Source organism: Chryseobacterium sp. JM1, assembly GCF_000737715.1.
Classification (GTDB): Bacteria; Bacteroidota; Bacteroidia; order Flavobacteriales; family Weeksellaceae; genus Chryseobacterium.
In genome coordinates, this window is the sequence record NZ_JPRN01000003.1 from 39,338 (window position 1) to 65,893 (window position 26,556).

Consider the following 26,556-nt stretch of genomic DNA (forward strand, 5'->3'; position numbering starts at 1 on the left):
TCATCTTTAAAATTTTTACTTCGAATAAAATAACATAACTACAAACAAAATAAGCATTCTATACTCTTTTACTCAATATTAAATCAGCAAATAAAAACCAAAACCCTCACAATAGCAAGGGTTTTTGGTATACTTCATATGTTGAAATTAAAGCTTTGTTAAGCATTCATATCTGTAATATTCTTATAATAGAGGATAACGTCTTTAAGTTCTATCAGCGGCAGCTTGCTTTCGCTGAGCGATGAGAAAACGGCTATATCGATCTGCAACCAGGCCCCGTTGTTGACAGGCTGATGCTGACTATACCATGTTTTAAGCGTATTGGCCAGACGGCACACAAACGGGTCGGAGTCGCTGAAGGATGGCTGACATCCTACGGCAGGAATCTCATAATCCGTTGGGATCTCGAAAGTGAACGGTGCTGCAAGCAACACAGGCAGTTCTATCGCAGGGAGCAGATCTCCTGATGAGGCCAGCAGAGGATAATTCCATGATACGCTGAGTTTCACCAATTGCTCTGCCAGTTCATCGTACGTAAATAATGTACTGAAGAAGTTGGCCAATTGCTGGGCAAGCGGTAGGTTCAGTCCTGTATCATTATTAATCCTTGCAATATCAAACGTATCGTCGCTGCTAAGCAGTGGGATCAGCTTATTGGAGAACCTTACCAGCGGGGTGCGGTAAATAAAGTCGTTCACTGTAGGATTATAAGGCACGAGGTCCTCGTTACGTATAATAGACAGACCTGCCCAGGCATACTGAAACTGTAAAACATTCAGTGCATCTACATTGACATTACGCGATGGTATGTTGAAGGATTCTTCCCATGACAGATAAGTTTTATCTGCGGCCTGATACCAATACGCATTAGGAATAGGCACGCCTTTCTTATCGGTGGCATTCACTTTTGTATAGTTGTCAATCGTTACGTAAGGGGTTTGCGGCAGTTCTGCTTCCAGTACAGCTTTAGTACCACGATATAACAACAGATCACTGGCAGACATATCCACAGAAGGTACAATGGTCACCAGCAGGCGGTTGTCGAAATCAGTATCATCTGTCTGACGGATGATGAAATCGTAGGCTCGGGCAGTACCATTGCTGTTAGGGTTACCGAAAAGCAGACTGTTGAATTCGCTCCAGGCAATAGCAAGGTTATTGGATAAAGTAACCATGGTTTGTAATGCATAATAAGCATTAGCCAGATTAGTATCACTGCTGTCTGATTGAGCATTAATCAGTTTCAGATAACGGTTGAAATCGTCCAGTACCTGCGGCCATACGGTGACGAACTGTGCCAGGTCACTGAAGAGGTCGCGGGAAGGTGCTCCGAACATTTTTGCGGAAGGATTCGGAATCATATTGAACTCAATATCAGAGAATATTTTGTCCTGCGCAGCCTGATCTTCGGTATACGAATACGTAAAGTCCCATTCGGATGCTTTGGCCAGACGTGTTTTGGTCGTGTCACCTTCTACAGATACGCTTTTGCCTGTTTGTGTGGTCAATGTAGGCGGTGTAGGATAGTTACGTAATACTACAGGAATATCTACATTGCCTAAACTTTGCTGTAGAGATGAGGCAACAGACGCTGCTTTAAGCGTATTGCTGTTACTGCTAACATCAGCAGGAATAATAAAGGTAAGCCAGTTAGAGCCCTGATAGCCGTTGATCCCTGCCACATCCCTGATGTCGCATTCCACATGGGTCACTACATAGGTCATATCCAGATCTACGCTGGTAAATTCCTTCGCATTTTTAGTCGTAAAGCTGAAAGTAAGGAAGGAATCCGTATCGGTGGCATCCTTTTCATTCAGCTGGATTTTGGAGGTGGAGATGCTGTATTCTTTTGCTTCACCATCTGTTTTGTTACCGATCACCGGGGTACCATACAGGCGTGGCGGTGTTTGATAACTGCCGGATGCCACAAAGTCTGATTCAGCTGTTACTTCAAATTGTACCAGAGCATTGACAGTGTAGGCATTACCAAGCTGGTTGAGCAATTGCTGTTCAAATTTATCTTTCGCATTGCCAAGGCTGGTATGATCACCCGATGCAGTTGAAACATAAGGCGCTGTTAGCACAGGCTCCACTTCTGAAGCAATGGCTCCGGCCAGTTTAGTTTTAGCATTGGTGATCGCCTGCAGGTAAGTCGTGGCATCAATGCCCTGCGCATCCAGCCATGTTATTTCTTCATTTGATTTCAACTGATCCACAAGGAAAGCTGGTATAGCATAATCAGCGCTCAGGAACACATCAATGGCATTGAGGGATTGTGAGCCCCAGTTATCCATATCTATCCCTGTAAACGTCTGCACTTCACCTTTGCTGCAATCCAGACCCTGGCCTGTCAGATAATCACATATTGGTACACCAGCTTTGGAAACAAGGCTTGTGGCCAATGGCTTAGGAGCATAGAATACGGCATTCAGCAAACTGTACGTATAGATGTTGATTCTGTACTGATTAAACTGTTCAGCTGTCAATTGTTGCTGCAAAGCAGTGTCAAACAGATCTCTGCTGTCATACAGAGTATCAACCAACGTATTGATCGCAGTGGTCACATCGCCCGGTACGCCGTCTGCTGTCAGCTGGGTAATAGAGTCAGCCGTCAGCTGATAAGTACCTGCCTGGTTGACCTGCCAGTAAATACCCTGACCGGATCTTAAGCCCATGCGGACTACAAACACAGCCTGGTTATTGGCACCGCCTGCTGTTGCAGCATTCGTACCGATGGCAATCTTCAGTTCGTAATTACCAACACTTAAGAAGGCGGCTTCAAACAGGGCAGCAAACTCATTCAGACTGTACTGCGGATCAGTGCCGTCCTGTGCTGTTGTAGACATCGTTTTCGGTTTCACCTGCGTAAGAGCCTGGGTGACCAAAGTACTGTCTTTAAAGTCCGTGTTCACATAATTCAGGTCTCGGTAAAAATCAAGATTCACAGTGAGCTGCAAGATGGAATGGGTATCGATATCTGCTGCATTAACCGGGCTGGTGAGCGGGTTCATAGCCGGAGCTGTGCCCTGATTCCCCTGGCTGCGTGCTGATAAATAGGTATAAATATCTTTTACAAATTGTAATAACTGGTTAAACTGGTCTCCGGACAGATTGGTGGCTTTACCAGGAGTAAGCGATGTACTGAGGGTCGCAGTCAAAGTATTCTTACCATCTACCGGATTGAGTTGGGTCAGTTGATAATATGCATTCGTGTAGGTCAGTAAATCATTGGCGGCATTCTGTTTCCAGTCTTGCTGCTGGTCTGCCGGTACATCCGGAAGCTCGTTATAGCGTTGCGTATTGAAGTTGAATTCCAGCTTCAGTTCCGGTTCATTATTGGTACCGAGGTCAAACAAATAACTCAGTTCCACACTTGGCCATTTACTAAGCCCTTTCAACTCATCCACATAACCTGTCTGGATAGGAGGATTATTGATTGGTGTGGCAGGATCCAGCTGCGGATCACTGAACGGAGTAACCGTTTGATTACCATAATAATCTACCCAGTCAAAATGCACCTGCACCGGATGACCGATACCACGGTAAGGGTTTCCATCTTCCTGCGGATAGCCGGCCGGATAGCTCATAAAAGCATTTGGCTTAGCGAACTTGGCAATAGGCACCACCTGGTTGTAATACCATATCAGATCGTCGTCACTGTTGATGTTGTCTGTTTTACCCAGTACATCGTCCTGTGTCTGTGGCTTGGCAGGTCCTGCAGGTAAGCCTACAATACTTTCCGTAAACCAACTGTTCTCCACCACCTGATAACTCAGAAGGTTGTACATATTGTTGAGGTATACTTCGGCATAATCAGGATCCGTTACTTTAGGTTGTTTATCCGGATCAGGATTAGGATTCGTGCGGTTCAGGTCAAATCCGGCAGTACCTTGCTGTACAGCAGTTACCTTATGCAGGATTTGATCGTTGATGTTAAGCGTGGTAGGATTCACAAAGATGTTCACGACATCCCTTGCAGCCCAGGCCATAGCAGCCATGTCTATAAAGTAATAGGCAGTAATGGTTTCGAAGGTTGCACCTGCTTTACCGCCGATGGTATATTGTACCTGAGGTAACAATATGAGTTGCCAAAGCGGAAGGTTGTTCCAGTCGCTGATACCCGGATTGAGCTGTTGAATAGCCGTTGCATCTACTTCATAATAGGCCGCAATAGAGCTCAATGAGTTGCCGGGACCGTTTGTTCCTACTTCGGCTACCAATCCGTTAAAAGTGATAACAGGTACAGGATATTGTGCAGGGTTTGTTGCATCTGCTTTAGTATTGAGGGTTACTTTTTTATTCAGCTCTACCAGTTCGGCAGGCAGTATATTGAAGCGGGCCGTAATGCTATCGATCGTATCATCAGGAGTGTTAACATGGTATGACAATCCTTTCTGCATTTCACTTTGTGCATAGACCACGCAGGAGTTCGCATCGATCTTATCGCCTGTTACGGCGCAGGTCATATAATCAGTTGGTTTGTTGTTGTACTGGCTGCTGTAAGTGACCAGGAGACGTACATTAGCTGTATCCCCTTTACCGAATACACTGGAAGGGAAACCTGTGTTGCCCTCAGTTTCGTTATACATCAGGTAATAACCTCCTGAACGGGTAATGCTGCACTCCCAAAGCAGACGGATGAAATCGTAGATACTGTTCAGTACACCTGTAGTAGGCGCTGCGTCAGCTTCCTCTCTTGCTGCCATTTTCAGAGCAGAGGTATCCGGATTGGTTTCGGTTGAGAGATTGGCCTGTACAATAAATGTTTTCATATGCTCCATGCCGACAGATAACAATCCGTCTGAGCCTTCATACAGCCATTGTATATCAACGATCTTATCCGTGTTATTGTTGGCTGATTTTGGATCTAATGCCAGCAACAGTCTTTGCAGAATAGTTGCATCAGCCTCACTTGCCCCCAGAAGTTCATAGCTGTAAGCATTTACCGAAGCGGTAGAATCAGTATCCAGAAGTTTAAGCTCTATATCTACCATCGTACTCCATCCGTAGTAAGAAGATGGCCAGTAATCCATCACCCCTTTGGCGGCATCGTACTGTCCTATCTGAACACTGAACGCTGAGCCTTGTTCTTTAGGCAGTGCCAGCTGGTTGAGCAGACCGGAAGGGAACTGCCAGATCAGTGGCGATACATTGCTTTGGTCTCCCGGAGATCCGTAAGGTAAATTCAACGCTCCGGATGTCTGCCATTTCGTAGTAGTCTGGAAGGTATACTGTACCGCCTGCAGATTGAAAGGCTGCATAGGCGCAAGTTCCAGTACATCCGGCTGTACACCCGTTTCCTGTGCATAGGTAAGCAGGGTGCTGATCTGGTTAAGATCTTCAGAGGTTAAGGTGATATCGAGGGTATTGCCACCTTCTTCCTTCATTGTTTTTCCGTTGAACTGGAGCCAGCTTAATGAATTGTTGATCAGCTGTATCGAGAAGTCTGCAGGTATCGTAGCAGGCAGGGCAAATTCCTGGCCAGTCAATGAATACAGGGCACAATTGGAACCGGTACAAGGTGAGCCAGCTGAAAGGGTAAGTCCCGGAAGAGTGGTAGGCAGGCGCATGCCATGTAATTGATAGCGCGATACCATACCAGACAGCTGTCCGTAAGAATTATTATCGGTAAAGTATTCCAGAATACTGCCTACGGTAAGGTATTGCAGACCCGGAATATTGGCGTTGGTATATCCTTCGCCGTCATAGAATAATTTGTCCTGCTGCTGGTTGGCATAATTGGTAGCCAGCAGGGCTGCCGTAGTATTATATTGTTGTGCTAATGTATCCAGCGTATCGGCCTCAGCTGCATCGCCGAAGGAAACGGTCGTATGGATAAACGGTTGCACTAATACCTGACCCAGCGGCTGGACTTGCAGGGCCTGTACCTGTAGATTACCCGCAAGGTCCTGAGGGGTAACCGTAGCATTTGCTAATATGGAAATAGCAGCGGCCATGCTGGTCAGCGTATCACCCGGTACAATAGTATATGGAATGGTATTGTATTCAAAGCTGTTACCTGCAATGAATAATCCTGGGGTTATCTGGTTTTGCATCAGTAAAGCACTTACGTCGAGTTTTTTGTAGACGTCAGTGCAGATGCCATTAAAGGTGTCTTCGTTCTTAGCAGTATAAATTGCAGCTCCAATGATCAGCCAGCTGCCCGTCATAAGGACTGCCGTATTCTGGAAGCTGGTATCAGCGGCAAGATCACTTACCGTTGTTTTTAATCCGGCCGCTACTGCATTGATCGTATCAGTAGCCTGTACAGTATAGGAATTTCCTTTATAAGTAAGCGTTTGAGGTGCCAATAATCCAGGCACAGCTGCATTCTCTGTGATCAGCATGGTTGCTGTAATGGCATAAATGGCAGCCACAGAAGTGAAGGTGTCACCATCTGCAATATCATACATAATCCCTGTTATGACTACCGGAGTATTGCCGGTAAGCGGATGAGTCTGATTAACGGTAGCGATGTCCTGTACATTGACCTTATTGCTTGTTCCGTCTACAGTAATGCCATTAGCCCAGTTGACCATAGCAGATAGGCTGTTGCCATTGCTTAGGCGATAGGTAAAGTTATCCATTGCATCGGATGCATAACCAGCCAACTGCTTGCCTAGCAGTACAAAATAATCTTCAAAAACAAAAGTAGACATACTCCATTGCTGCGGATCGGATACTGCAAATCGGGCAGCGGTTGCTGTTTCTTCCTGTACTTTCACAGCCAGTTCATTGAACCATTCTTTCACTGCCGACAGGTATTCCTGCGTAGCCATATTATAATTATTGAACTGGATGTCTAATGAGATATCAGGCACCTTCAGTTCAAGATCAAAGAACATAGGGAAGATGGCTGCTGCAGTCAGATTGTTTTCCAACAGTTGAACGTTCACGGCCTGGAAGCTGTTTTGCAGGAAGCTGAGCAGATCATGGGTTGGTATAGGGAAAGGATTGCTTTCGCTGGACAGGAAGGCGATCAAAGCATCAAGATCCGCTTTTGAAATACCTTCCGTATCTACTTCTGCACGGGCAGATTGTGATGGGGTATGATCAATATAGTTCAGCACCAGCCAACGGAAGAAGTCGGCGCATAGATATTCAAAAGAAGTCGTAGTTCCACTGCCATCACCCGATGGATCAGGTGCGTCGGTGAACAGGGTCGCTACATATTGTGCGGTCTGATTTTTCAGGTTGCCGTTTTCAGGTCCTGCCACAGTCAAGTGAGGGACAAAATACAGATTCAGTGTAGGCAGACTGTCCGCAGAAGTTGCTGCTAATACAGAACTGTAGTTGATAGGCATATGCGGTGAACGGCGTATCACCATTTGATCAGGCCAGATTTCCCCTGTTCCTTCGAATGCATCAAGGGTTGCAAATTCAACAGGCAAAGCACCATCAAGCGGCGTTGCTCTGCGGGCTGGTGCAATTCGTACAGTAGCCGCAGGTGCAGACAACCGGGCAGCAGCATGTGGTGCTCCAAGATTGTTGTTCCAAGGTGCTTTGGCAGTCTGATCTGTACCAATGGTAAGGTCAAAGCGGATTTTGGCCGTAAACGTAAAGTGAATGGTAATGGAGAAGATCCCCAGATTCAGTTTAGCCGAAACCCTGACATCCACTGAAGCTACAATAGCCAGTGGTATTTTGTTATAGGCTTCAAAAGTAGCCTGTGCATACACCATGACGGTAATATTGACACTGGCCGATATGATCCCGAAGTCTATGGAACCGTATAATTTACCAATAATTCCGATGGTACCCTGCAGGTAATAATAATAGGAGGTTTCTACCTGTTCCTTATTGCTTTCCTGTAAAGCTCCGCTGTACGGATAGTAAGCGGCGATCACCCCTTCAATAATACCAAACATGGTAATGCTGAAACCGGCATCGAGTATACCGTAATTCACGCTATAGCCGACACCTACCTGCAAACCGATTCCAAATACGATCACCGGATTAAAGTTTCCGTAATTGGTTTTAGGGACTTTATTAGTCGTAGCACTGCTTAACTTACCGAAATATATTCCTCCTGAACCCATAGCAGGGATACCCGGCGGCACAATGGCCTGCAGGGTGAACGAACGGGAGAAGTCCATATTATATGGGAAACCAATATCCACCATGAAATCACCATTGGTATAAATTTCAATACCGATGGAAGGCAGCGTGATATTGACTGCTCCAAACTGCAGATAGCGCAGGGCATTAGGCAGCGTCAGATCTATTTGATAGACCCCGATAGAGTCAGAGATTTTTTTATACATGATCTCAAAATCGAGCCCTTCGAATATCTTGGCTTTTCCGCCTGCCATGGCGATACGCAGACCGTACAGATTAGGATCATTAAACACAACCTGCATATCCAGCGTCCATACCGGTTTATCCTTGGTGCCTGCATTCAGTATCCCAAAATTGGTAGCGATCAGCCAGTTGCTGTCCTCATTGAACTGCAGCAGGGTATTGCCAGAACCCGGTCCTATAGGCACAGTGCCCGGTTTAGGTTCCGTAAAGGCTTCCTGCATGGCCTTGGTTACATCTTTGATAGAATTGTATTGGGCTGGATTGACCAGTTCTACATGCTGACCCATGGCCAGCAGACGCAGGTCGAAATACTGGTTACCCTGTCCCGGTACTTCCGGCATTTTCTGAATGTCCTGTCCGCCGGTGGAAGGTTTGAACAGGTTACTGTCGTTGATAGAAGGCACCACGGAATTACCATCGAAGGTGATGAATACTCCTTTCTCGGTTTTGGTAAGGTTGATGCCGTTAATATTGATGAATACAAGGTTAAGCGTTTTAGGCAGTTTGTAGGTAACCTTGATGTCTTTGGTGTCGAGGTTGTAAGTCACCGAGAATCCGTCCAGACTTATTTTGTTCAGTATATCCCATGGAGCATCGAGTTCAAATGTAGGGTTGAACAGCATCTTCATGAAAGAAGTGATCAATCCGCCTAAGGTCCAGTTTTTAATGGAGAAAACAATGGTACGGCTTTGCCCGCTTACGTCATACATGGCAGTAAAACCTTCCCAGGTAATCGCGAGCTGCTGGTTGTTTTCGGAGAAATTATAGCTGATGCCGACAGTGGCATTGAAGTAATCCAGAGTGACACTGCCTAATACACCGCCGGAGTATTTTCCGGTGGCAGAATCATTGCTTGCAGCTTCATATTTCAGCCAAAGATTGGCGATGATATTGATCTTCTGATCGATAATCGGGAAATTAAAGATCCATTGCAGGCCTCCTTTTACTTCATAACTGCTTTTTCCTGTTCCGCTTGGAATGGTGGCATTCAGCGAGAATTGTGTAATATTTAAGCTGTCAGGAAGGAAGCTGGTAGGCAGGCTAATGGTCTGGAATAATTGCTTAATGAGTTCGCCCAGATTTAAATTACTGCCTTCAGGCATTGCGAGGCTTAAGTCCCATCCGTCAGATGAATTGTAATTCACATCCGTATTGAGCTGCAGGCTGCCAATGGCAAATAATCCCGATACCTGGGCTGTAAATATACTTGGGCCGGAACCGCTTGCGGGTGAGGAAGAAGTAAGCCGCAGGGTACCATCAGTTACCGAAACATTGGTGATGAAATTGATGTCAATATTGGCATTGGCATAAAACTCATAATATTTGCTGTTGATATCCATATTGATACCGAAAGCAGTAAACTCAACCAGCAATAAATTTTCAGGGATGTTAATAGCTCCTCCCGTAATGGCTGATAATAAATTGTTAAATGTAACCGATCCCGTAAAAGCAGCAGAAAGCGTAAGATCTGAAGTGATTTCTACATCGAAACCTCCCACAAATATAGTGGGGAAGAAGTTGACTCTTGCGCTGAAATATAAACTTTGTGCATTCGTGGTACCCGGACCAATGATGACCCAGTTTACATCAAATTGCTCAATAACAAAATTATCGAAAAGCGTCCATGCGCCATTCGATCCTATATATGCTGATACGCTGGTTATACTCAGCCCGTTGCTGAAATCCAGAGAGGTATTAAATCCTTTGAATGCAATACTGTTGAGGTACTGCTGTAAAGTGGGCGGGATTGTCTGAAACCAATTCTGCCCGGCCATCAGTCCAAATAAACTGAGCGGGGTAAGGGGTTTATCCGGTTCGGAAGCTACATTCAGCAGGAAAGAAGAAGATCCTGATTCAACGGCTGCACTAAAATTCAATACAATCGCATCGCCAGCTGCCAGTAACAGGCGGAAGTAGAGTATAGGCGTCTGTACTTTTTCCGTCTCACCTGCGGTTGGCATCAACCCATCATCCGTTTCGTATTCAAGGCGCAGTGCATCCCCTTCATCTTCCGGTTCGGTGGGAATGGTCTCTTCTTCGGTTTTAATCTGAAACCCAATACCGGGGTTGCTGACTTTCAGAAATCCCAGGGATATCAGAGTGGCATCTACATTGACAAAAAGATCCAGATCAGGATAAACGATATCTTCATTGTTAACCTGTGAAGGATCTATACTTCCCACAAGAGCCAGCTGTGTAGACGAGGTCCAGGAAGTAAAGAAATTCACAACAGGCTGCAGCCATTTGGTCAGAGTAATAAGTGCTGCAAAGTTCTGTCCTTCCGTTAATGAAATATTTTTCTGCTGCCATTTAAAAGCAGCTACTTCATCTGTACTGAAAATAAAGGAAGGCGAAGTGTAAGGAAGATTGTCAAATACACCACCGGTCATATACTGCCAGCTTGTGGCAAATGTCCAGTTGGAGAGATTGATCTGTATGGTAAACTGAACTTCATCCGCATCATTCGCTGTAACGATCAGGGTGACGGAAGTATTAGTTTTTTCTACATTAAGTATGGCCGCCGTTGCGTTGGTAATCGTTAATGTTTCTCCAGGCTCAGGGATAGAAGTACCGGAGATGTCTATCAGCAGAAACGAATCAGCAGGCAGCTTGTAGCTTTTGGACAAAAGATCGTCCAGCCCAGCCTGAGGGATCAGGTCCGAATCGGTAAAAGATGCTGCGTTAATAGTAATGTTGTTATTATTGGCAGCGGCCTGGCTCCTGAAGGTAGCAGCTAATTTGGATAAGCTCATAATAAAATGTTATTCGGTTAAACGTCTACAATTAATCCCATATGGTCACTTGTACTTCTGACCCTTCGGTAATTGTTCCAGCCAACAAAAGTGGTCATAGCCCCTATGTTGCCTCTAACATAACCGCCATGTCCTCCGGGACCTGCCGGTGGAAGTGCTAAAGCGGAAGGTAATCCTGCCGCAGGCATTCCTGCATTCAAAGCCATAGCAGAATTGTATACCAGACTTCCCGGTGGTGCGCCCACTATCGGCGGTGCATCCCGGTTATACGTCGTACCGGTCACCCGGTTCACAATGGTGATGTTCGCGGCGGGTCCAACAGCTGTTCCTCCGCCATATCGGGTCAGTATATTATCCACACTCGAGAAAGTATCCTGGATCACATACTCGTAACCGGGATATCCGTTGGTCTGCCACGGTCTTGCACTGTTGTGTGATCTGATCATGGTACATACGTAGCCTTTGTCCGGCCAGACATTGGGTGTTGGGTTGATCTGGCGTGTATAGCCTACACCTCCAGGAAGGTTATTAAGTAACCGATCATAAGCAATAGGCTCGAAATGGGTGTTAAAAATATCAACATTAAAGTCTCCGACGATCACGCCCACTTCATTGACGGCAAGGTTGGTCGTCATTTCCTGAATATAGGAAAGCTGGTTGGTACCGTCTGCTGACTGTTGTTTTTTGGGAGAAGCATGAAAGGAAAGCAATTTGATCGTTCTTCCTCCATTTGCAGGTTCCCAGAATGTTGTTAAAAAAGGAGTTCTGTTAAAAGCATTCGGAAAATCCAGTACAGGGGCTATACCTCCGACAGCAGGTCCGTGGAACTGCCATTGACCCGCCAGGTGACGGTAGGGTATTCCCGGATTGATCGGGTTATTCCCGCCGGGTGCATTACCCAGAGGGAGAGCGCCTGTCCAGTTGATTCCATAATTGACAAGATTTCCAGCCCCGATATTAGCCACTGAATCAGAGGGATTAGCTCCGCCCTGCCAGCCCCAAGGACCTGTAAACTGTACACTGGCATGGTTATAAAAAACGGAAATACCTTCCTGTACATTACCCTGTCCCAGTCTGAGTGGAGGAACAAGCCGCCAGTCGTTGGGTGCCGGAAACCAGGCTCTTAACTGTTGAAGCAGGAACAGGCTACCCGTCTCCCCACCTGCTGTGATCAGCGTGCCGGGAGCGCCTGTGCCCGTAGATGTTTCTACTACCACAAAAATATCGGGGGTATTCTGGATAAGGGTTGTACGGATCACTTCTCTTCTGTAGCCGGCCTGCGGTGGAGGGATCGTAAGCGTTCCATCCCGTTTCCGCTTGGCTCTGGGTTCATTTATTTTGTTGATTCCGAACTTTTCAATGTTCCAATATAAGATACGGGCCATAAGACATCGATTTTAGGTTTATAGCAACAGGTTTATACATTCTTGTTATAGGCAGCATACCAGCCCAGACTTTTGGCTGTAGCTCCGGGATTGGGATTACCGAACAAAAGGAAATCGGTATTACCGCCCGGTGGCAGTTTCAGGATACCCAGCAGTTTCAAAGCAATATTGGACAGAGTAAGCAGGTAGGACTGCTGGTCTACCACATATTGCAGGCTCAGTTTATCAATAGCGAGCTTCAATACACCCTGTATACTCAGCAGCTTGGCATTGCTGGCAGTACCGGGCAGTTTTATTCCCACAAAAGCATTATAGCCGGGAGCTGCAATTTTAGAACCTGGACTCCATGCGATAAGGAGACTGGCATTAAAACCCATGCTGCTGGCCAACTCGCCGGGTGAGCCCATATTAAGGGTCATCTGCAGACCATACCAATCGCCAGTAATTCCTGTAGCATTGATGCCGGGTAAGGAGAGTTTTAAATACCCCTGACCCGATGGCGCCGAATCGTCATTACCACTCAGCAGTTTATTGATTTGTAAAGCGAAATTGGGATAAAGACTATTAAGCCTGGCATTGCTTTGTGATGAGTTAAACGCGATTTGCGAAGCATCAAAAGCATAAGTGCTCACCGTTGGGGTATTGAGATTAAAGGCCATGTTCACATACAGATTACTGTAATTGAGTCCGCGTTGCAGGGTGCCATCATTCGATGCGATACCAAAGGAAAAAGCATCCAAAGGATAGTCTGAACCATCTTCAGTGGTTGCCTGAGCGATCATCGTATCGAAGTTGAGGTAGCCCCACATCGTAAATCTTGATTGTATGTCCAGTGCTGCAGGATCTGTCGTGAGGGTGTTGAACTGTATTTTAGTGATCTCTACATTGGTCAGCAGATTACTGTCAAAGTAGAACAAATTATCGTCTTTATTGTCGAAAACATAGACCGGAGTACCATTGTGATCCTGATAAGTACCGTTCAATACTACTGTGTTCAGACTGTTCGAACCATACGGATTGTTGGTGCCAGTCACTTTATCGGAGAACAAATTGTTCATGGTGAGCTGTAACTTACTGGCAAAGTCCTTGATGGCGGTATTTTCAAATAATACTTGCAGGAACAGTACTTTAAAATCGTAAGTAGCTCCGGCGGCAGGCTGTACCGGTTTATTGGGGTTCAGTCCTTGTGATATCTGCTGTGCATAAGCGGGATCAACATAATTGATCAGCCCAAACAGCGAACTGACGGGATCCATGGTAATCACGCCACTGGCATCTACCCGGTTCACTTCTATGCCAAAATGATGTGCGTAGAAGTTTTTAAGGTTGATACCGCTGATCAATCCTTTTAACTGTTGCGGGAATTCCTGTAAATCGATTGTTGCTTTTAAAGCCAGAATCCCATTCCAATTGGGATCATTGATAATGGCGTGGAACTTCTGATAATATTCCAGCTGACCGGAAGCAGGATCGGCCAGTGCTGCATTGTAAGAATCTTCGGCTGCCTCCAGATAAGTTTGGAGCCAGGATGACACTGCAACCAACTGGTTATAAGCAGCGGCGGAATCGGTGTTGGTTTTATCTATGTTAAATGCATTAGCTTGGGTCCATTCTTTGGGATTTTTTACCCGGTCGATGATGGAGCCTTTGCAGAATTTAAAAATTAATACATTATTGTAATCGGCGTAGGTATTACTGGTCCCTACGTTCAGATCAAACGGCCAGTCTTCAATGGACATTTTATTGTTGAACACAGGTTGGCTGCTTGAACCACCGCCGGGTGTATTCATGGTTGAAAACAAATCGCCCAGATACTGATTATTGGTCACTACCAGAAATTGCTGGTTGGTGAGGAAAGCACTTTGCATTTCAGGCATCAGGTTAATGAGGCTGAGCTGGTATTGCGGAGGTGTTGCCGGAGTTTGTCCCTCCGGGTTAAGGTATTCAGACGAACCGCTGTTAACGGTATTTTGTGCCAGGTTCAGTAAACTCCAGTTACCATCGTTGCTTACATTAGCGACCAGACCCTGTGGAGTGGTTGAGGCTGTATAGTCTGTAGCTGCAGTTTTGGCCATGGCTCTTTTGGCCTTGCTTTTACTGCTGTGTGGCGTACTGAAAGCAGCAGATATCAATGTTTTTCTTTCGGCACTGAGTACTTTGGATTCAAACGTGCCAATACCATCAGCACTGGGTGGAGGTACGGGATTTACACCAAGATAAGGTGCCATAGGTACTGCAAAGCCATTGGTTTGCGGCATATCTACCGATGGCTCGTAAAAACCGAGAAATCCTGTGATATTGTTACCAGGCGATGCCACCCCATGATCTTTAGCGTATAAAGAAGCGCCCTGAGGTTGTGAGGCATACTGCACATTGCCGGGTGTGGCAGCTACGATATTGGCCCATGCTGTCAGATAAATGCTGTCGAGTACGGGTTTATCAGTGCCGGGGTTGGCCAGGGATACTTCCTGACCGGGAAAGTTGGCAGCAAAGGCAGCCTGTTTTGAGGTAAAACGTATCGTGTCACCGGTTATAGTACCGGCGTTGTTTTTATAGGGAGTAAATGAAACCACTTCTGTACCGGAAAGGCCGGGCAGTAAACTGTACTGTCCGTTTTCATCGGCAAAAGCAGCCTGTGATGCGCCTGGGTCGAGGTAAAAATCTCCCTCGGGCGACAGGTAAAATGATTTGATCCCTGCAGCATCCTGCGGGGATATGACAAAGCGTGCGCTAGTGTCTGTCGGAAAAAGATTATTGACAGGTGCTCCTGAATCCACCATGTTCACTGCGGGCCATAAGGTAATAGGGTAGCCGGTATTAATCGCATAATAACTGGGCAGGCTGGCTGCTCTTGTCTTACCGGTACTCACATTGTAGATTTGGCCGGTGATGGCGAAATAGGTATTCAGCCCGTCATTATTGGCTACATCAAGCAGATCGATTTCGGTTTGGGTAATGAGATAATCATTGGTAACGCCTGTCTGCAGAATAGGATAAGCAAAGTAAGAAGGTGCTGTGCTGTCGCCATAGTAGTAGTTGTTTTGCAAACCGTATCCTTTAAAGTCAAGGTTCATATTCAGACCCAGCAAAAAACGGAAGGAGCCCGTACCCGGGCCGCTGAAAGGAATGGTAATATCGCTTCTGAACAGAGAGCTGGTACCGAATACTTTGTTGGCAAAGGTCATATTGGGGTTGCCGGGTGTCCAGGTGAGGCGTAAGGCATTAGAGTCTTCGTCCGGTTGAAGTTGCATCACAGTATTGTTCTGGATGGAGAGCGTACCAAAGCCGCTGCCGATGGTTACAGTAAATGGTTGCCCTACCACAAAAGGCGCGGTGGGGCCAAATTGTGCGAAGTTGAGGACCGTTGTATTTTGGGTAGAGGGTGTTTTGTTAGGGTCGGTTAGCCATGCTGTTGTGAGATTGGCCGTCACATTCTGCCGGAACTTAAAAAGGTAAGGCCGGTAGGTGTCAATAAAGTTTTTTGCATCAGCGGGGACTATTTTGGCGAACAGGAAGTACACTTGCTGCTGTGCAGCCACTTTCAGGCTGATGGTAGGGTCGGTATAAGCAGATCCATCAGGAAGCAATAAAGCGGTCCAGTGCTGTCCTATCTGATTACATATATAGAGCGCAGGATTTCCTGAATTTTCATTGCTGAATAGGGTCTCTGTTTCGGATGGTGCCATAAGAATAGGTATTGGTTCTCAAAATGGAATAATGTGAATACTTAACCAGGGCAGAATAGCATAACAAGAATCACAACATCCATCAGTGACAGATTTAATACGGTGATTTTCTTGCCTTCAAAGTTGCCTACAGTAATGAGCTGCTGGCCGGGCCTTAAAGAATGAATACCATTGAAAGTTTCCGCATTGTCCATTTGAATGGTATCAGGGGCACCGGTCAAAACGGTCATCGCTATATTAGCCTGACTGGTATTGGTGATCGAACAGATACAATCGCTTCCGTTATTGGTGAGTTTTTGTGCATATTCAAAACGGGAAAGCGATACGGTATCAGCTTTAGACCTGGCCAGCCCCTGACCCATTGCCAGGGTATGGCCAAGAATAAATAGTAAAAGGATCTGAAAGTGAAGTTTATAGCTGCACTTAGCTGGTTTGGCACTGAATAGTTGCCTCAGCATCATTTTGAGCATTAGTGATGTTTGTGATAGTGACTGTAGAGCCTACAAAATCACCAAAAGCAGTCAATACAATGTTGGGGGAGTTAGGCTTTAAAGAGTAGATTCCATCAAGCATTTGTCTTGGATTGCCTGCGTCTTCTACAGAAATACCGCTTCCTGGTGCTCCTGAAATAGCGAATTTCAGTACGTTGCTTCTGCTGGAGTTAGCAATAGTAATAGTGGAGTTTGTTCCGTTTGCTGTGTTCCAGGTACAAAACTGACCTGATTTAATACTAGCGTTTCCACTTTGATTGATTACTGGATTTTGTGATGCCATAATTATTAGTTTTAAGGTTATAAAAAATATTTTTGAAAAAATGTAATGTTAGTGTGGGATAAAGAACTTAATTTTTAAATTATAGTCATGATAGCTCTCCTTCATTTTTAACCTCAATTTTATCTTATCTGAAACCTATATGGTCTTCTCTCTTTCTCTGTTATATTTTATCATCGGACTTTTCAAATTCGCCTTTGTTTATAGATGCCAAGCTTCATTAAAGAACTATTCAAAGTAAAGAAAATAAAATAATCCCCTGATAAGTGAAAATACCGGAATTACGAATTGCGTATTTATACGTAAGGATTTAATCTGTTTGTAACCAATGTATTATCATTGGGTATACACTGCGCCTATAAGAATGAGGCTCTTTATATTCAAATTAGAGATTAATAGTTTTAAAGACTGAAAATTTGTAAAAAATACAATTCGATCATCGTATATGGGAAATAGAGAAATGCAAAAAAAAACAATTAAAAGTGAAAAATTATTTTAAATATAAATGGACTATTTGAATGAATAATATTAATAAAAATATAAAATTTATCCTTAAAAGTGTGGTACCATACACGTTAAGAGATGAAATTATTGCGATTATTTTTTTATAAACTGTTTGAAGATCCACAATAAAAATATATTTTTGCACTCAACAACATAAAATCCTGCTGGATAATGGTTGTTTCAAAAAAAACTAAAAACCAAAAACTAACATTGAAAACTAATTATCATGAAAATGAACACAACTTCACTGCATTTCATTTTACTCATTCATCACCACTCATTGTTTCCAACAATTTAAAACACAGTAAATCCTCTAAATTTCTCTAGAGCACACGGTCGTATTGAACCCATACGGCTGATCGGGTATTTCCATTCGTCAGCTGGAGATTATATTATGTAATGAAAGCATTACAGGTATTCTGCATCAATTCTAGGGATGCTTGAGGAAGTTTGCTGTTGTATCAGTGATGATGCTGTATGATCCGATCCACAAAATATTTTCACGATCAATGTTAATTCATTGATTAAGCTTGTATTTGTCTATAAATTCATTTGATTTTGTAAGAATTTTTAATAGATAAGTCAGCTGAAGTATTTTAAAAATCAAAGTATCCATTTAATATTAAACCAATTATTCTTTTTACTATTATGACAAAAAAACTACTTATCATGGCCATGACAGGTTTATCCGGGACCATGGCTTTTGCAGCCGATCTGTATGTTAGAAACGGTGGAGCCGGCGGAGCTTATTCTACCGTAAGTGCAGCCATTACAGCCGCTTCAGACGGAGACCGTATCATCATTCAGCCCAAAACAAACGGGACTGCCTATGTAGAAAATCTGACGATCAACAAATCACTGACTTTTGTCTCTGAAACCAGTTATAATAAATATTTCATTCAGGGAACCATCACCATCAATCCGGCAGCAGGAAGAGTGGTGAATATCAGTAGTTTGAGTTCAGGGAACTTTACCATCTACAACGTTGTGGCAAGTGGACCGTCAACTGGTGGAAGAACTACGATAAACCTTTATAACTGTTATTTAAATAATGTAAATACCAACCAAGCCAATACCACCACGAATATTTCGGGTTCTACAGTGTCGGGAGGGATTAGTTTTTCCCATGGAAGAATTACAGCTAATAAAGCACAGTCGATTTCTGCCAACTCTACCACAACAGATACAGTTCCTGCAACCACAGATATAGAAGTGTTTGGAAATAAATCTGATTTTGGATTAACGCACTCACAGTCTAATTATAATTTTAAATTCTACAATAATTTTTGTCGCGGGGTATTTGTGTATGCTATTAAAACAGGTAGCAGCAACGAAATCATTAACAATACCATCTATGATCCTAATGGCGGTGATGTAGCACCATTTTTCATCAACTTAAATAATGGAAACACCGGAAATATTGCCATCATGAACAATGCGGCTTCTTTTGTGGTAGGAACAACCAATGTTTGTATTAAAAACAATAATAATGCTACTGTGACAGCTTCTTATAATGTATTTACCAACTCATTTGTAACAGAAGGAAATATGAGCCAAAGTAACAATTCAGGATCTGTCAATATGAACTTCAACAATACAGATTACACCATAAGTGGAATGAATGCAGATGCTGGAAATCCTGACGTAAGCTATACCGATTTAGACTTAACCAGAAACGATGCCGGGCATTATGGAGGTTCCAACAGCTGGGCTAATTACTGGCCTGCAGACAGCGGAGGAAAGCCTCAGGTGAACTATCTGGTAACTCCAAGAACCATCAGCAGTGGAACTTTGAACATCACCGGTTCAGGTTTTTCCAAATAATTCTTAATGATAGAACAATATGAATAAATATATCTATAGTATCATCGCTTTGCTTATGATCATGTTGTGCCCGGCACAGATGTACGTAAGTCAGGCTGAGTATTTTTGGGATACCGATCCGGGTACAGGAAACGGAACTGCCGTTTTAGCTGCGGATGGGAATTTCAACAGTGCTTTTGAACAACTGACCAAAACGGGGATTGCTACACCAGGTAATGGTTTGCATAAACTTAATATCCGTATTAAAGACAATACTGGAGTTTGGGGACCTGTTTTTACCAATGTCATTAATGTTCAGCAAACTCAGACCTCTCCCTTACTGGCTCTTTCACAAGCCGAATATTTCTGGGATACCGATCCGGGAGCAGGAAACGGAACAGCAGTTCTGGCTGCAGATGGTAATTTTGACAGGGCTTATGAGCAAATCGTAAAGACAGGAATTACCCTACCATCCATTGGATTGCATACATTTAATATCCGTGTGAAAGATACTAACGGGACCTGGGGACCTGTTTTCAAAAACGTTATTGAGGTACAATCCGCAGGTCCGGCAGGTTGTTGGAAGAGCGTCACTGCAGGAGGAAGTCATTCTGTTGGAGTAAAAACAGATGGCACACTTTGGACCTGGGGTCAAAATGGTTATGGACAACTGGGTGATGGAACTAATATTCAACGAAATGTTTCAGTCCAGATAGGTACAGCCAATAATTGGAAAAAAGTGGTTACCGGATTAAGCTATACAGTGGCTATAAAGACCGACGGAACGCTATGGACCTGGGGGGAGAACCCGGTAGGCCAGCTGGGAGATGGAACCACAATCTCTAGAAACACACCTACAAAAATAGGAACAGATAGCGACTGGGCAGATATTGCTGCCGGAATTAGTCATACAATGGCTATAAAAGCAAACGGAACACTTTGGGGCTGGGGCCGTAATACGGGCGCTCATCTAGGTGATGGAACCTATACCAACAGGAATACACCCACACAAATCGGAACAGCAACCAATTGGAAAAGTATATCATTAGGAGAGGATTTTTCTCTTGGATTAAAAACTGACGGTACGCTTTGGGGCTGGGGTGTAAATGTTTATGGAATGCTGAGTAGCGGTACTGCATCATTCATAATGGTACCTACACAAATAGGAACAGCTACAAACTGGGCAAGTATTTCAGCCGGATACACCCACGCTGCAGTAGTAAATACTAATGGGCAACTTTATACCTGGGGAAGAAATCACAAAGGACAACTTGGGGATAATACCATTACAGACCGATCAACATTAACCCTTGTACGAAGTGGCATTCAAAGTGTTTCTGCAGGATATTATCAAACCTTAGCGGTAACAACAACCGGAACTTTAATTGCTTCCGGTGCCAATGAGTATGGTCAGCTTGGTGATGGTACCGGTATTGATAAAAAGAACTGGATTACGGTAGGATCTGCTACCAATTATAAACAGGTGAGTACATCTATGTCAGGGTACTATACTTTTGCTTTGGATAATGATGGTTTCCTGAAAGCATCCGGAAGTAATTATAATGGTCAATTAGGTGATGGGACTACCTCTTCAAAATTTACCATCACTTCTATTGCGTGTACTTCAAACTGTACGCCTCCCAGCCAGTTGTATACTTCCAATATCACTTCCACGGCAGCTACTCTTAATTGGTTCCCGGCAACACCGGCACCTGGTGGAGGGTATGTATATGCCTATGGTACTGCTTCAACTGTGGGTAGTTCCAATGGTACTGTAGTTTCTAACATAGCAAGTTTAACCAACTTATCGCCTTCCACTACATATTATTGGTGGGTTGCATCTAAGTGCGGATCCAGCCAAAGCAGTTGGGTACCGGGAGGATCATTTACGACACTTCCTTTCTCAGGCTGTTTTGATGAAATACAGGCCGGAGGTTTCCGTAGTTTTTCCATTAAACCCGATGGCACCCTTTGGGCCTGGGGAGCAGGAGGAACTCTTGGCGAAGATGTAAATGTGGATTATAATATGCCAAAAAGAATCGGAAGCGTCAGCAACTGGAAAAATATCATCTCAGCGGGACAGCATGCGGCTGCTTTAAGAAAAGATGGTACGATCTGGACATGGGGATTCAATAATTCCGGTCAATTGGGGTATGGCAATACTACGGCTATCTTTATCCCTAAACAAGTGGGTACAGCTACAGACTGGAAGACTATAGCAGCAGGATTTGAAACGACACTAGCTCTGAAAACCGATGGTACACTATGGGCATGGGGTGGTAACAGCAAAGGGTCTTTAGGAGACGGAACTGTAATCAGTAAATCGGCTCCTGTACAAATTGGTACAGCAACAGACTGGGCCACGATATCAGCAACAGGTCAGCATATCATAGCTTTGAAAACAGATGGCACGCTATGGACCTGGGGTAATAATGATAGTGGGCAGTTAGGTAACGGGAATACGACCAATGGGCTCGTACCTACACAAATAGGGACAGATACCAACTGGAAAGCAGCTGTTGCAGGTTTACAGTATTCTATAGCAATAAAGACGGATGGAACTTTGTGGACCTGGGGAAGTAATGTTTACGGACAGTTAGGTGATGGAACTACCACTAATAAAAATGTACCTACACAAATTGGTACAGATACCAATTGGAAAAGTATCGATGGCTATACAGAACACTCATTGGCTATTAAAACCGATGGTTCACTTTGGGCTTGGGGTAAAAATGATTACGAACAATTAGGGGACGGAACTACCACGAATAGGACTGCACCAAAACGTATCGGAGCAGATAGTAACTGGTATAGTATCTCAGCAGGAAGTTACCATTCACTGGCTTTAAAAACGGACGGGTCTGTGTATGCATGGGGCTACAATAGTCATGGTCAGTTGGGTAATGGTACAAATGGATTTCAGGCTGGTTCTTCCACACCGATAAGCATTGCTTGCCCTGTAAACTGTCCTGTTCCAAGCCAGTTGTCTACTTCCAATATTACTTCTATAACGGCTACGCTTAACTGGTCTGCACCAGCAACAGTACCTGCCGGAGGATATATGTACAAATATGGTACTTCATCATATGTTGGAAGTGCCAGTCATACTAATAATACAACTATTTCTACAACAGCCAATGCAATAAATTTATTGCCAAGTACCACGTATTATTGGTGGGTAGCGTCTCATTGCGGATCCACTCAAAGTGATTGGGTACCGGGAGGAACGTTTACGACACTTCCTCCTACGGGCTGCTGGCAAAGTATTGCTTCAGGCAGTACGCATTCTGCCGGGATAAAGTCAGATGGAACACTTTGGGCCTGGGGAACTAATAGCGATGGACAGTTAGGTGATGGAACAAATACCGACAGACACGCTCCAACGCAAATAGGAACAGCAACGAACTGGAAAAAAATTGTGATAGGTGCTCAGTATTCAATTGGATTGAGAACTAATGGAACGCTATGGGCATGGGGTTACAACTCAGTAGGTCAGTTAGGAAACGGAACTACCGCTAATACCAATGTACCTACGCAGATAGGAACAGCTACCGACTGGGCAGATATTGGCAGCGGGGTGAACCATACTTTAGCCGTAAAAAATAATGGTACCCTTTGGGGCTGGGGAAATAATGGAAACGGACAATTAGGTGACGGGACTATTTTAAATAAAACATTACCTACGCAAATAGGAACAGCAACGAACTGGAAAAGTATTGCAGGAGGAGATAACTTTTCTCTGGGAATAAGAACCAACAATACACTTTGGGCATGGGGCTTGAACAATTACGGACAGCTGGGTGATGGTACAACCACCGATAGAATTCTGCCTACACAAATAGCAACAACAACTAACTGGACAACTGTTGTAGCAGGATATACCCATTCTGCAGCACTCAGCACAGGTGGAGCAATTTATACCTGGGGACGAAATGACAAAGGGCAGCTTGGTAATAGTACCTATACAAACAGTTTGACACCGATAGGTATAGTTGGTGAAATCAAAAGTATTGCTGCAGGAGCATATCATACAGTAGCCGTAACTACATACGGAAAACTATATGCCTGCGGAGCCAATAATTATGGTCAGTTGGGGAATAACACAACGACTAATAACCCGAACTGGCTTGCCATTGGAAACGACAGCGATTATAGTGTGGTTTCTGCAGGAGCATTCCATACTTTAGCTTTAAATACAGATCGATACTTAAAAGCAGTTGGAAATAACGAGGGAGGACGATTAGGTGATGGTACTACAATTCAGAGAAACACATTCGTTTCTATTACTTGTATTCCATGTAATCCTCCAAGCCAGTTATCTACGTCCAATATCACTTCTACAACGGCTACGCTTAACTGGTCACCACTGGCAACAGCGCCTACCGGAGGATATATCTATGCTTATGGAACTTCTTCAACAATGGGAAGTCCTAACGGAAATACGATTGCTACAACAGCTGATATTACCAATCTAATGCCTAATACGACCTATTATTGGTGGATGGCATCCAATTGCGGATCCAGCCAAAGCAGCTGGGTACAGGGAGGATCTTTCACTACGCTCCCTCCGGCAGGTTGCTGGCAAAAAATCATGGCCGGTGAAACGCATTCATTAGGAATCAAATCAGATGGAACACTTTGGGCATGGGGAAGCAACCAGTATGGCCAGTTAGGTGATGGAACAACCGCTGATAGAAATGTTCCTATGCAGATAGGGACAGCAAACAACTGGAAGAAAATTGTTGCAGGTTCTCAGTATTCAGTGGCACTTAAAACAGATGGAACGCTTTGGTCTTGGGGGTATAACTCTGTGGGACAACTAGGAAACGGAACCACTGTGAATAAAACGACACCAACACAAATCGGAACAGCTGCCGACTGGGCAGATGCTGCGGCTGGAAAAAGACAAACACTAGCTGTAAAAACAGATGGAACACTTTGGGCCTGGGGAAATAACCAGTATGGTCAGTTAGGTGATGGAACCTCTGCAGATAAGAATGTACCTACACAAATAGGTACTGCAACCGACTGGAGAAGTATTGCAGCAGGGACTGATTTCTCTCTGGCAGTAAAAACCGGAGGTACACTTTGGGCATGGGGATATAATAACAATGGTCAGCTGGGCGACGGGACAACAACACAAAGAACCTTACCTAAGCAAATCGGAACCAATACTGACTGGGCTGATGTTTCTGCCGGATTTATGCATGCTGCGGCGAAAACAGCGAATGGAATACTGTATACATGGGGAGATAATAGCCAGGGACAGCTTGGTGACAATACCTATGTCAACAGATTAGTACCTACACTTGTCTCTGATGGAGTTCAAAGCGTTGATGCAGGAGGACATCATACCGTAGGAATAATGACAACCGGAAATATGTTTGCCTGTGGGTATAATTATTTTGGTCAGCTGGCTAATAGCACTACCAACAATAATTCAAACACGTTTTCTATTTCAAATGATAACGATTTTAGCGTAATCTCTGCAGGAGGATATTATACATTAGCTTTAAATACGGATGGCTTCCTGAAAGCAGCAGGCGCCAATGAAGTAGGCCAGTTAGGAGATGGAACTCTTGTTAAAAAGAATGCATTTGTTTCTATTGCATGTATTACAAACTGTGCCCCTCCGTCTCAGTTGTATACTTCCAATATCACATCTGCAACAGCCACCCTTAACTGGACAGCATCAGTATCAGCTCCCAATGGAGGCTACCAGTATCTTTACAGTACCAATTCGATTATTGGAGGGATAGACGAAACAAGTACTTCCACTACGGCCAATCTTACCAATTTATTACCTAATACCACTTACTATTGGTGGGTGGCATCTAATTGCGTATCCAGCCAGAGTAGCTGGACGGCAGGAGGTTCCTTCAATACACTTCCTACAGCTGTAGCTGGCTGTTGGAAAAATGTTGTTGCTGGTGATAATCATTCGTTAGGAATAAAGACAGACGGAACATTATGGGCGTGGGGAGATAATTTCGGTGGAGAATTAGGAAACGGGACTATTTTTGGCAAAAATACCCCAACACAAGTTGGAACCGCAAATAATTGGAGTAAAACTGCTGTCGGATTTCACCATTCAGTAGGAATAAAAACAGACGGTACATTATGGGCATGGGGTAATAATGATTATGGACAAATAGGCGATGGAACAACAGTACGACGACTTACCCCAACGCAAATAGGAACATCAACGGATTGGGTTAGTATTGCCTCTGGTTCCAATCATACGATAGCTCTAAAATCAAATGGAACACTTTGGGCTTGGGGACGTAATATTTGGGGACAATTAGGTGATGGTACAACTACCAATAAAACTGTGCCTATACAGATTGGAACATTAACGGACTGGCAAAGTGTCGCAGCAGGAGCAGAATATAGTTTCGCCATACAAACAAACGGAACACTCTGGGGTTGGGGATATAACGGATATGGCCAGCTAGGTGATGGAACCGGGACCAATAAAACTGTGCCTGTTAAAATTGGAATGGCTACGAATTGGAGAAATGTTGATGGAGGACATAGTCATTCGGTAGGGATAAAAACTGATGGAACACTGTGGACCTGGGGAAGCAATTTCATTGGGGAGCTTGGAAATGGAGCTACATCTACAGGTTCAACCAACATTCCGACACAAATCGGGACAGCAACAAATTGGCGCAGTATAGATGCTGGCCGTAATAGTTCTTCTACTGCCATCAAAACTGATGGAACGCTTTGGACATGGGGGAATAATAATTATGGACAGTTAGGAGACGGAACATTAACCAATAAATATGCACCTACACTTATAGGATCATCTGCTGATAGGCAAACTATTGCAGCAGGATCAGCTAATACGCTTGTTATCAATAGCAGTGGGTTCTTATCAAGCTGTGGAATTAATAACTATGGTCAGGTTGGAGACGGTACCAATATTCAAAGGAAAATATTGGTTCCTATTAGCTGTCCTACAGGTATTGTTTTAAGGACTGATGAGGTTTCAACACAGACGGATCAGCTGAAAGTTTACCCGAATCCTGTACGTGATATCCTGACGGTTTCTTTTGATCAAAAGATTCTTTCCGTTACGGTTTACAGTGCGGCGGGACAACAGGTACTTACTAAAGCGATCAACGATACTAAAGGAACCATTGATGTATCTGCTTTCCCTTCAGGAGTTTACCTGTTGAAAGTAAGTGCAGCTAATGACTTTACGAAAACAGTAAAAATAATTAAAAGATAAACCTTAAAATTTGATGACAACCGCTAAGGTTTGGTGATGGTTTTATTCACTGAAAAATTAGAAAGAAATCGGTTAAACCTTAGTGGGCTTGTCATTGATCTTAAAAAATAAACACT

The 26,556-nt window shown here is 44.2% G+C and carries 7 protein-coding genes; 2 read left to right on the forward strand and 5 right to left on the reverse strand.

All coding sequences use genetic code 11. From position 1 onward, the window contains the following. Window positions 1-158: 158 nt before the first annotated feature. Genes IW22_RS05425 through IW22_RS05445 form a run of 5 tightly spaced genes read right to left on the reverse strand, consistent with a single transcriptional unit; the run spans window position 159 to window position 16,899 of the window. Complete coding sequence (locus tag IW22_RS05425) at window positions 159-11,054, reverse strand: LysM peptidoglycan-binding domain-containing protein (RefSeq protein ID WP_034724857.1); 10,896 nt, start codon at window positions 11,052-11,054, stop codon at window positions 159-161. 17 nt (window positions 11,055-11,071) lie between these two features. Further along, complete coding sequence (locus IW22_RS05430) at window positions 11,072-12,439, reverse strand: hypothetical protein (protein ID WP_034724858.1); 1,368 nt, start codon at window positions 12,437-12,439, stop codon at window positions 11,072-11,074. Window positions 12,440-12,471: 32 nt separating this feature from the next. After that, window positions 12,472-16,125, reverse strand: coding sequence for a hypothetical protein (locus tag IW22_RS05435; protein ID WP_034724859.1), 3,654 nt, complete (start codon window positions 16,123-16,125; stop codon window positions 12,472-12,474). A 41-nt stretch (window positions 16,126-16,166) separates the two neighbouring features. After that, complete coding sequence (locus IW22_RS05440) at window positions 16,167-16,583, reverse strand: hypothetical protein (protein ID WP_131401694.1); 417 nt, start codon at window positions 16,581-16,583, stop codon at window positions 16,167-16,169. After that, window positions 16,549-16,899, reverse strand: a complete 351-nt coding sequence (locus IW22_RS05445; RefSeq protein WP_034724863.1) for a hypothetical protein — start codon at window positions 16,897-16,899, stop codon at window positions 16,549-16,551. The genes IW22_RS05440 and IW22_RS05445 overlap by 35 nt, the downstream gene beginning before the upstream one ends. A gap of 1,149 nt (window positions 16,900-18,048) precedes the next feature. Here IW22_RS05445 and IW22_RS05450 point away from each other — a divergent pair. Beyond that, on the forward strand, window positions 18,049-19,224 hold the full coding sequence (locus IW22_RS05450) for a hypothetical protein (RefSeq protein ID WP_034724864.1): 1,176 nt from the start codon (window positions 18,049-18,051) through the stop codon (window positions 19,222-19,224). Between the two features lie 19 nt (window positions 19,225-19,243). Next, window positions 19,244-26,440, forward strand: a complete 7,197-nt coding sequence (locus IW22_RS05455) for a fibronectin type III domain-containing protein (protein ID WP_034724866.1) — start codon at window positions 19,244-19,246, stop codon at window positions 26,438-26,440. Window positions 26,441-26,556: the final 116 nt, after the last annotated feature.

What these genes read in the sequence shown, in the direction of transcription:
- IW22_RS05430 (WP_034724858.1), bottom strand. Translation starts at nt 12,439, where the DNA reads ATGGCCCGTATCTTATATTGGAACATTGAAAAGTTCGGAATCAACAAA.
- IW22_RS05435 (WP_034724859.1), bottom strand. Translation starts at nt 16,125, where the DNA reads ATGGCACCATCCGAAACAGAGACCCTATTCAGCAATGAAAATTCAGGA.
- IW22_RS05445 (WP_034724863.1), bottom strand. Translation starts at nt 16,899, where the DNA reads ATGGCATCACAAAATCCAGTAATCAATCAAAGTGGAAACGCTAGTATT.
- IW22_RS05425 (WP_034724857.1), bottom strand. Translation starts at nt 11,054, where the DNA reads ATGAGCTTATCCAAATTAGCTGCTACCTTCAGGAGCCAGGCCGCTGCC.
- IW22_RS05450 (WP_034724864.1), top strand. Translation starts at nt 18,049, where the DNA reads ATGACAAAAAAACTACTTATCATGGCCATGACAGGTTTATCCGGGACC.
- IW22_RS05455 (WP_034724866.1), top strand. Translation starts at nt 19,244, where the DNA reads ATGAATAAATATATCTATAGTATCATCGCTTTGCTTATGATCATGTTG.
- IW22_RS05440 (WP_131401694.1), bottom strand. Translation starts at nt 16,583, where the DNA reads ATGCTGAGGCAACTATTCAGTGCCAAACCAGCTAAGTGCAGCTATAAA.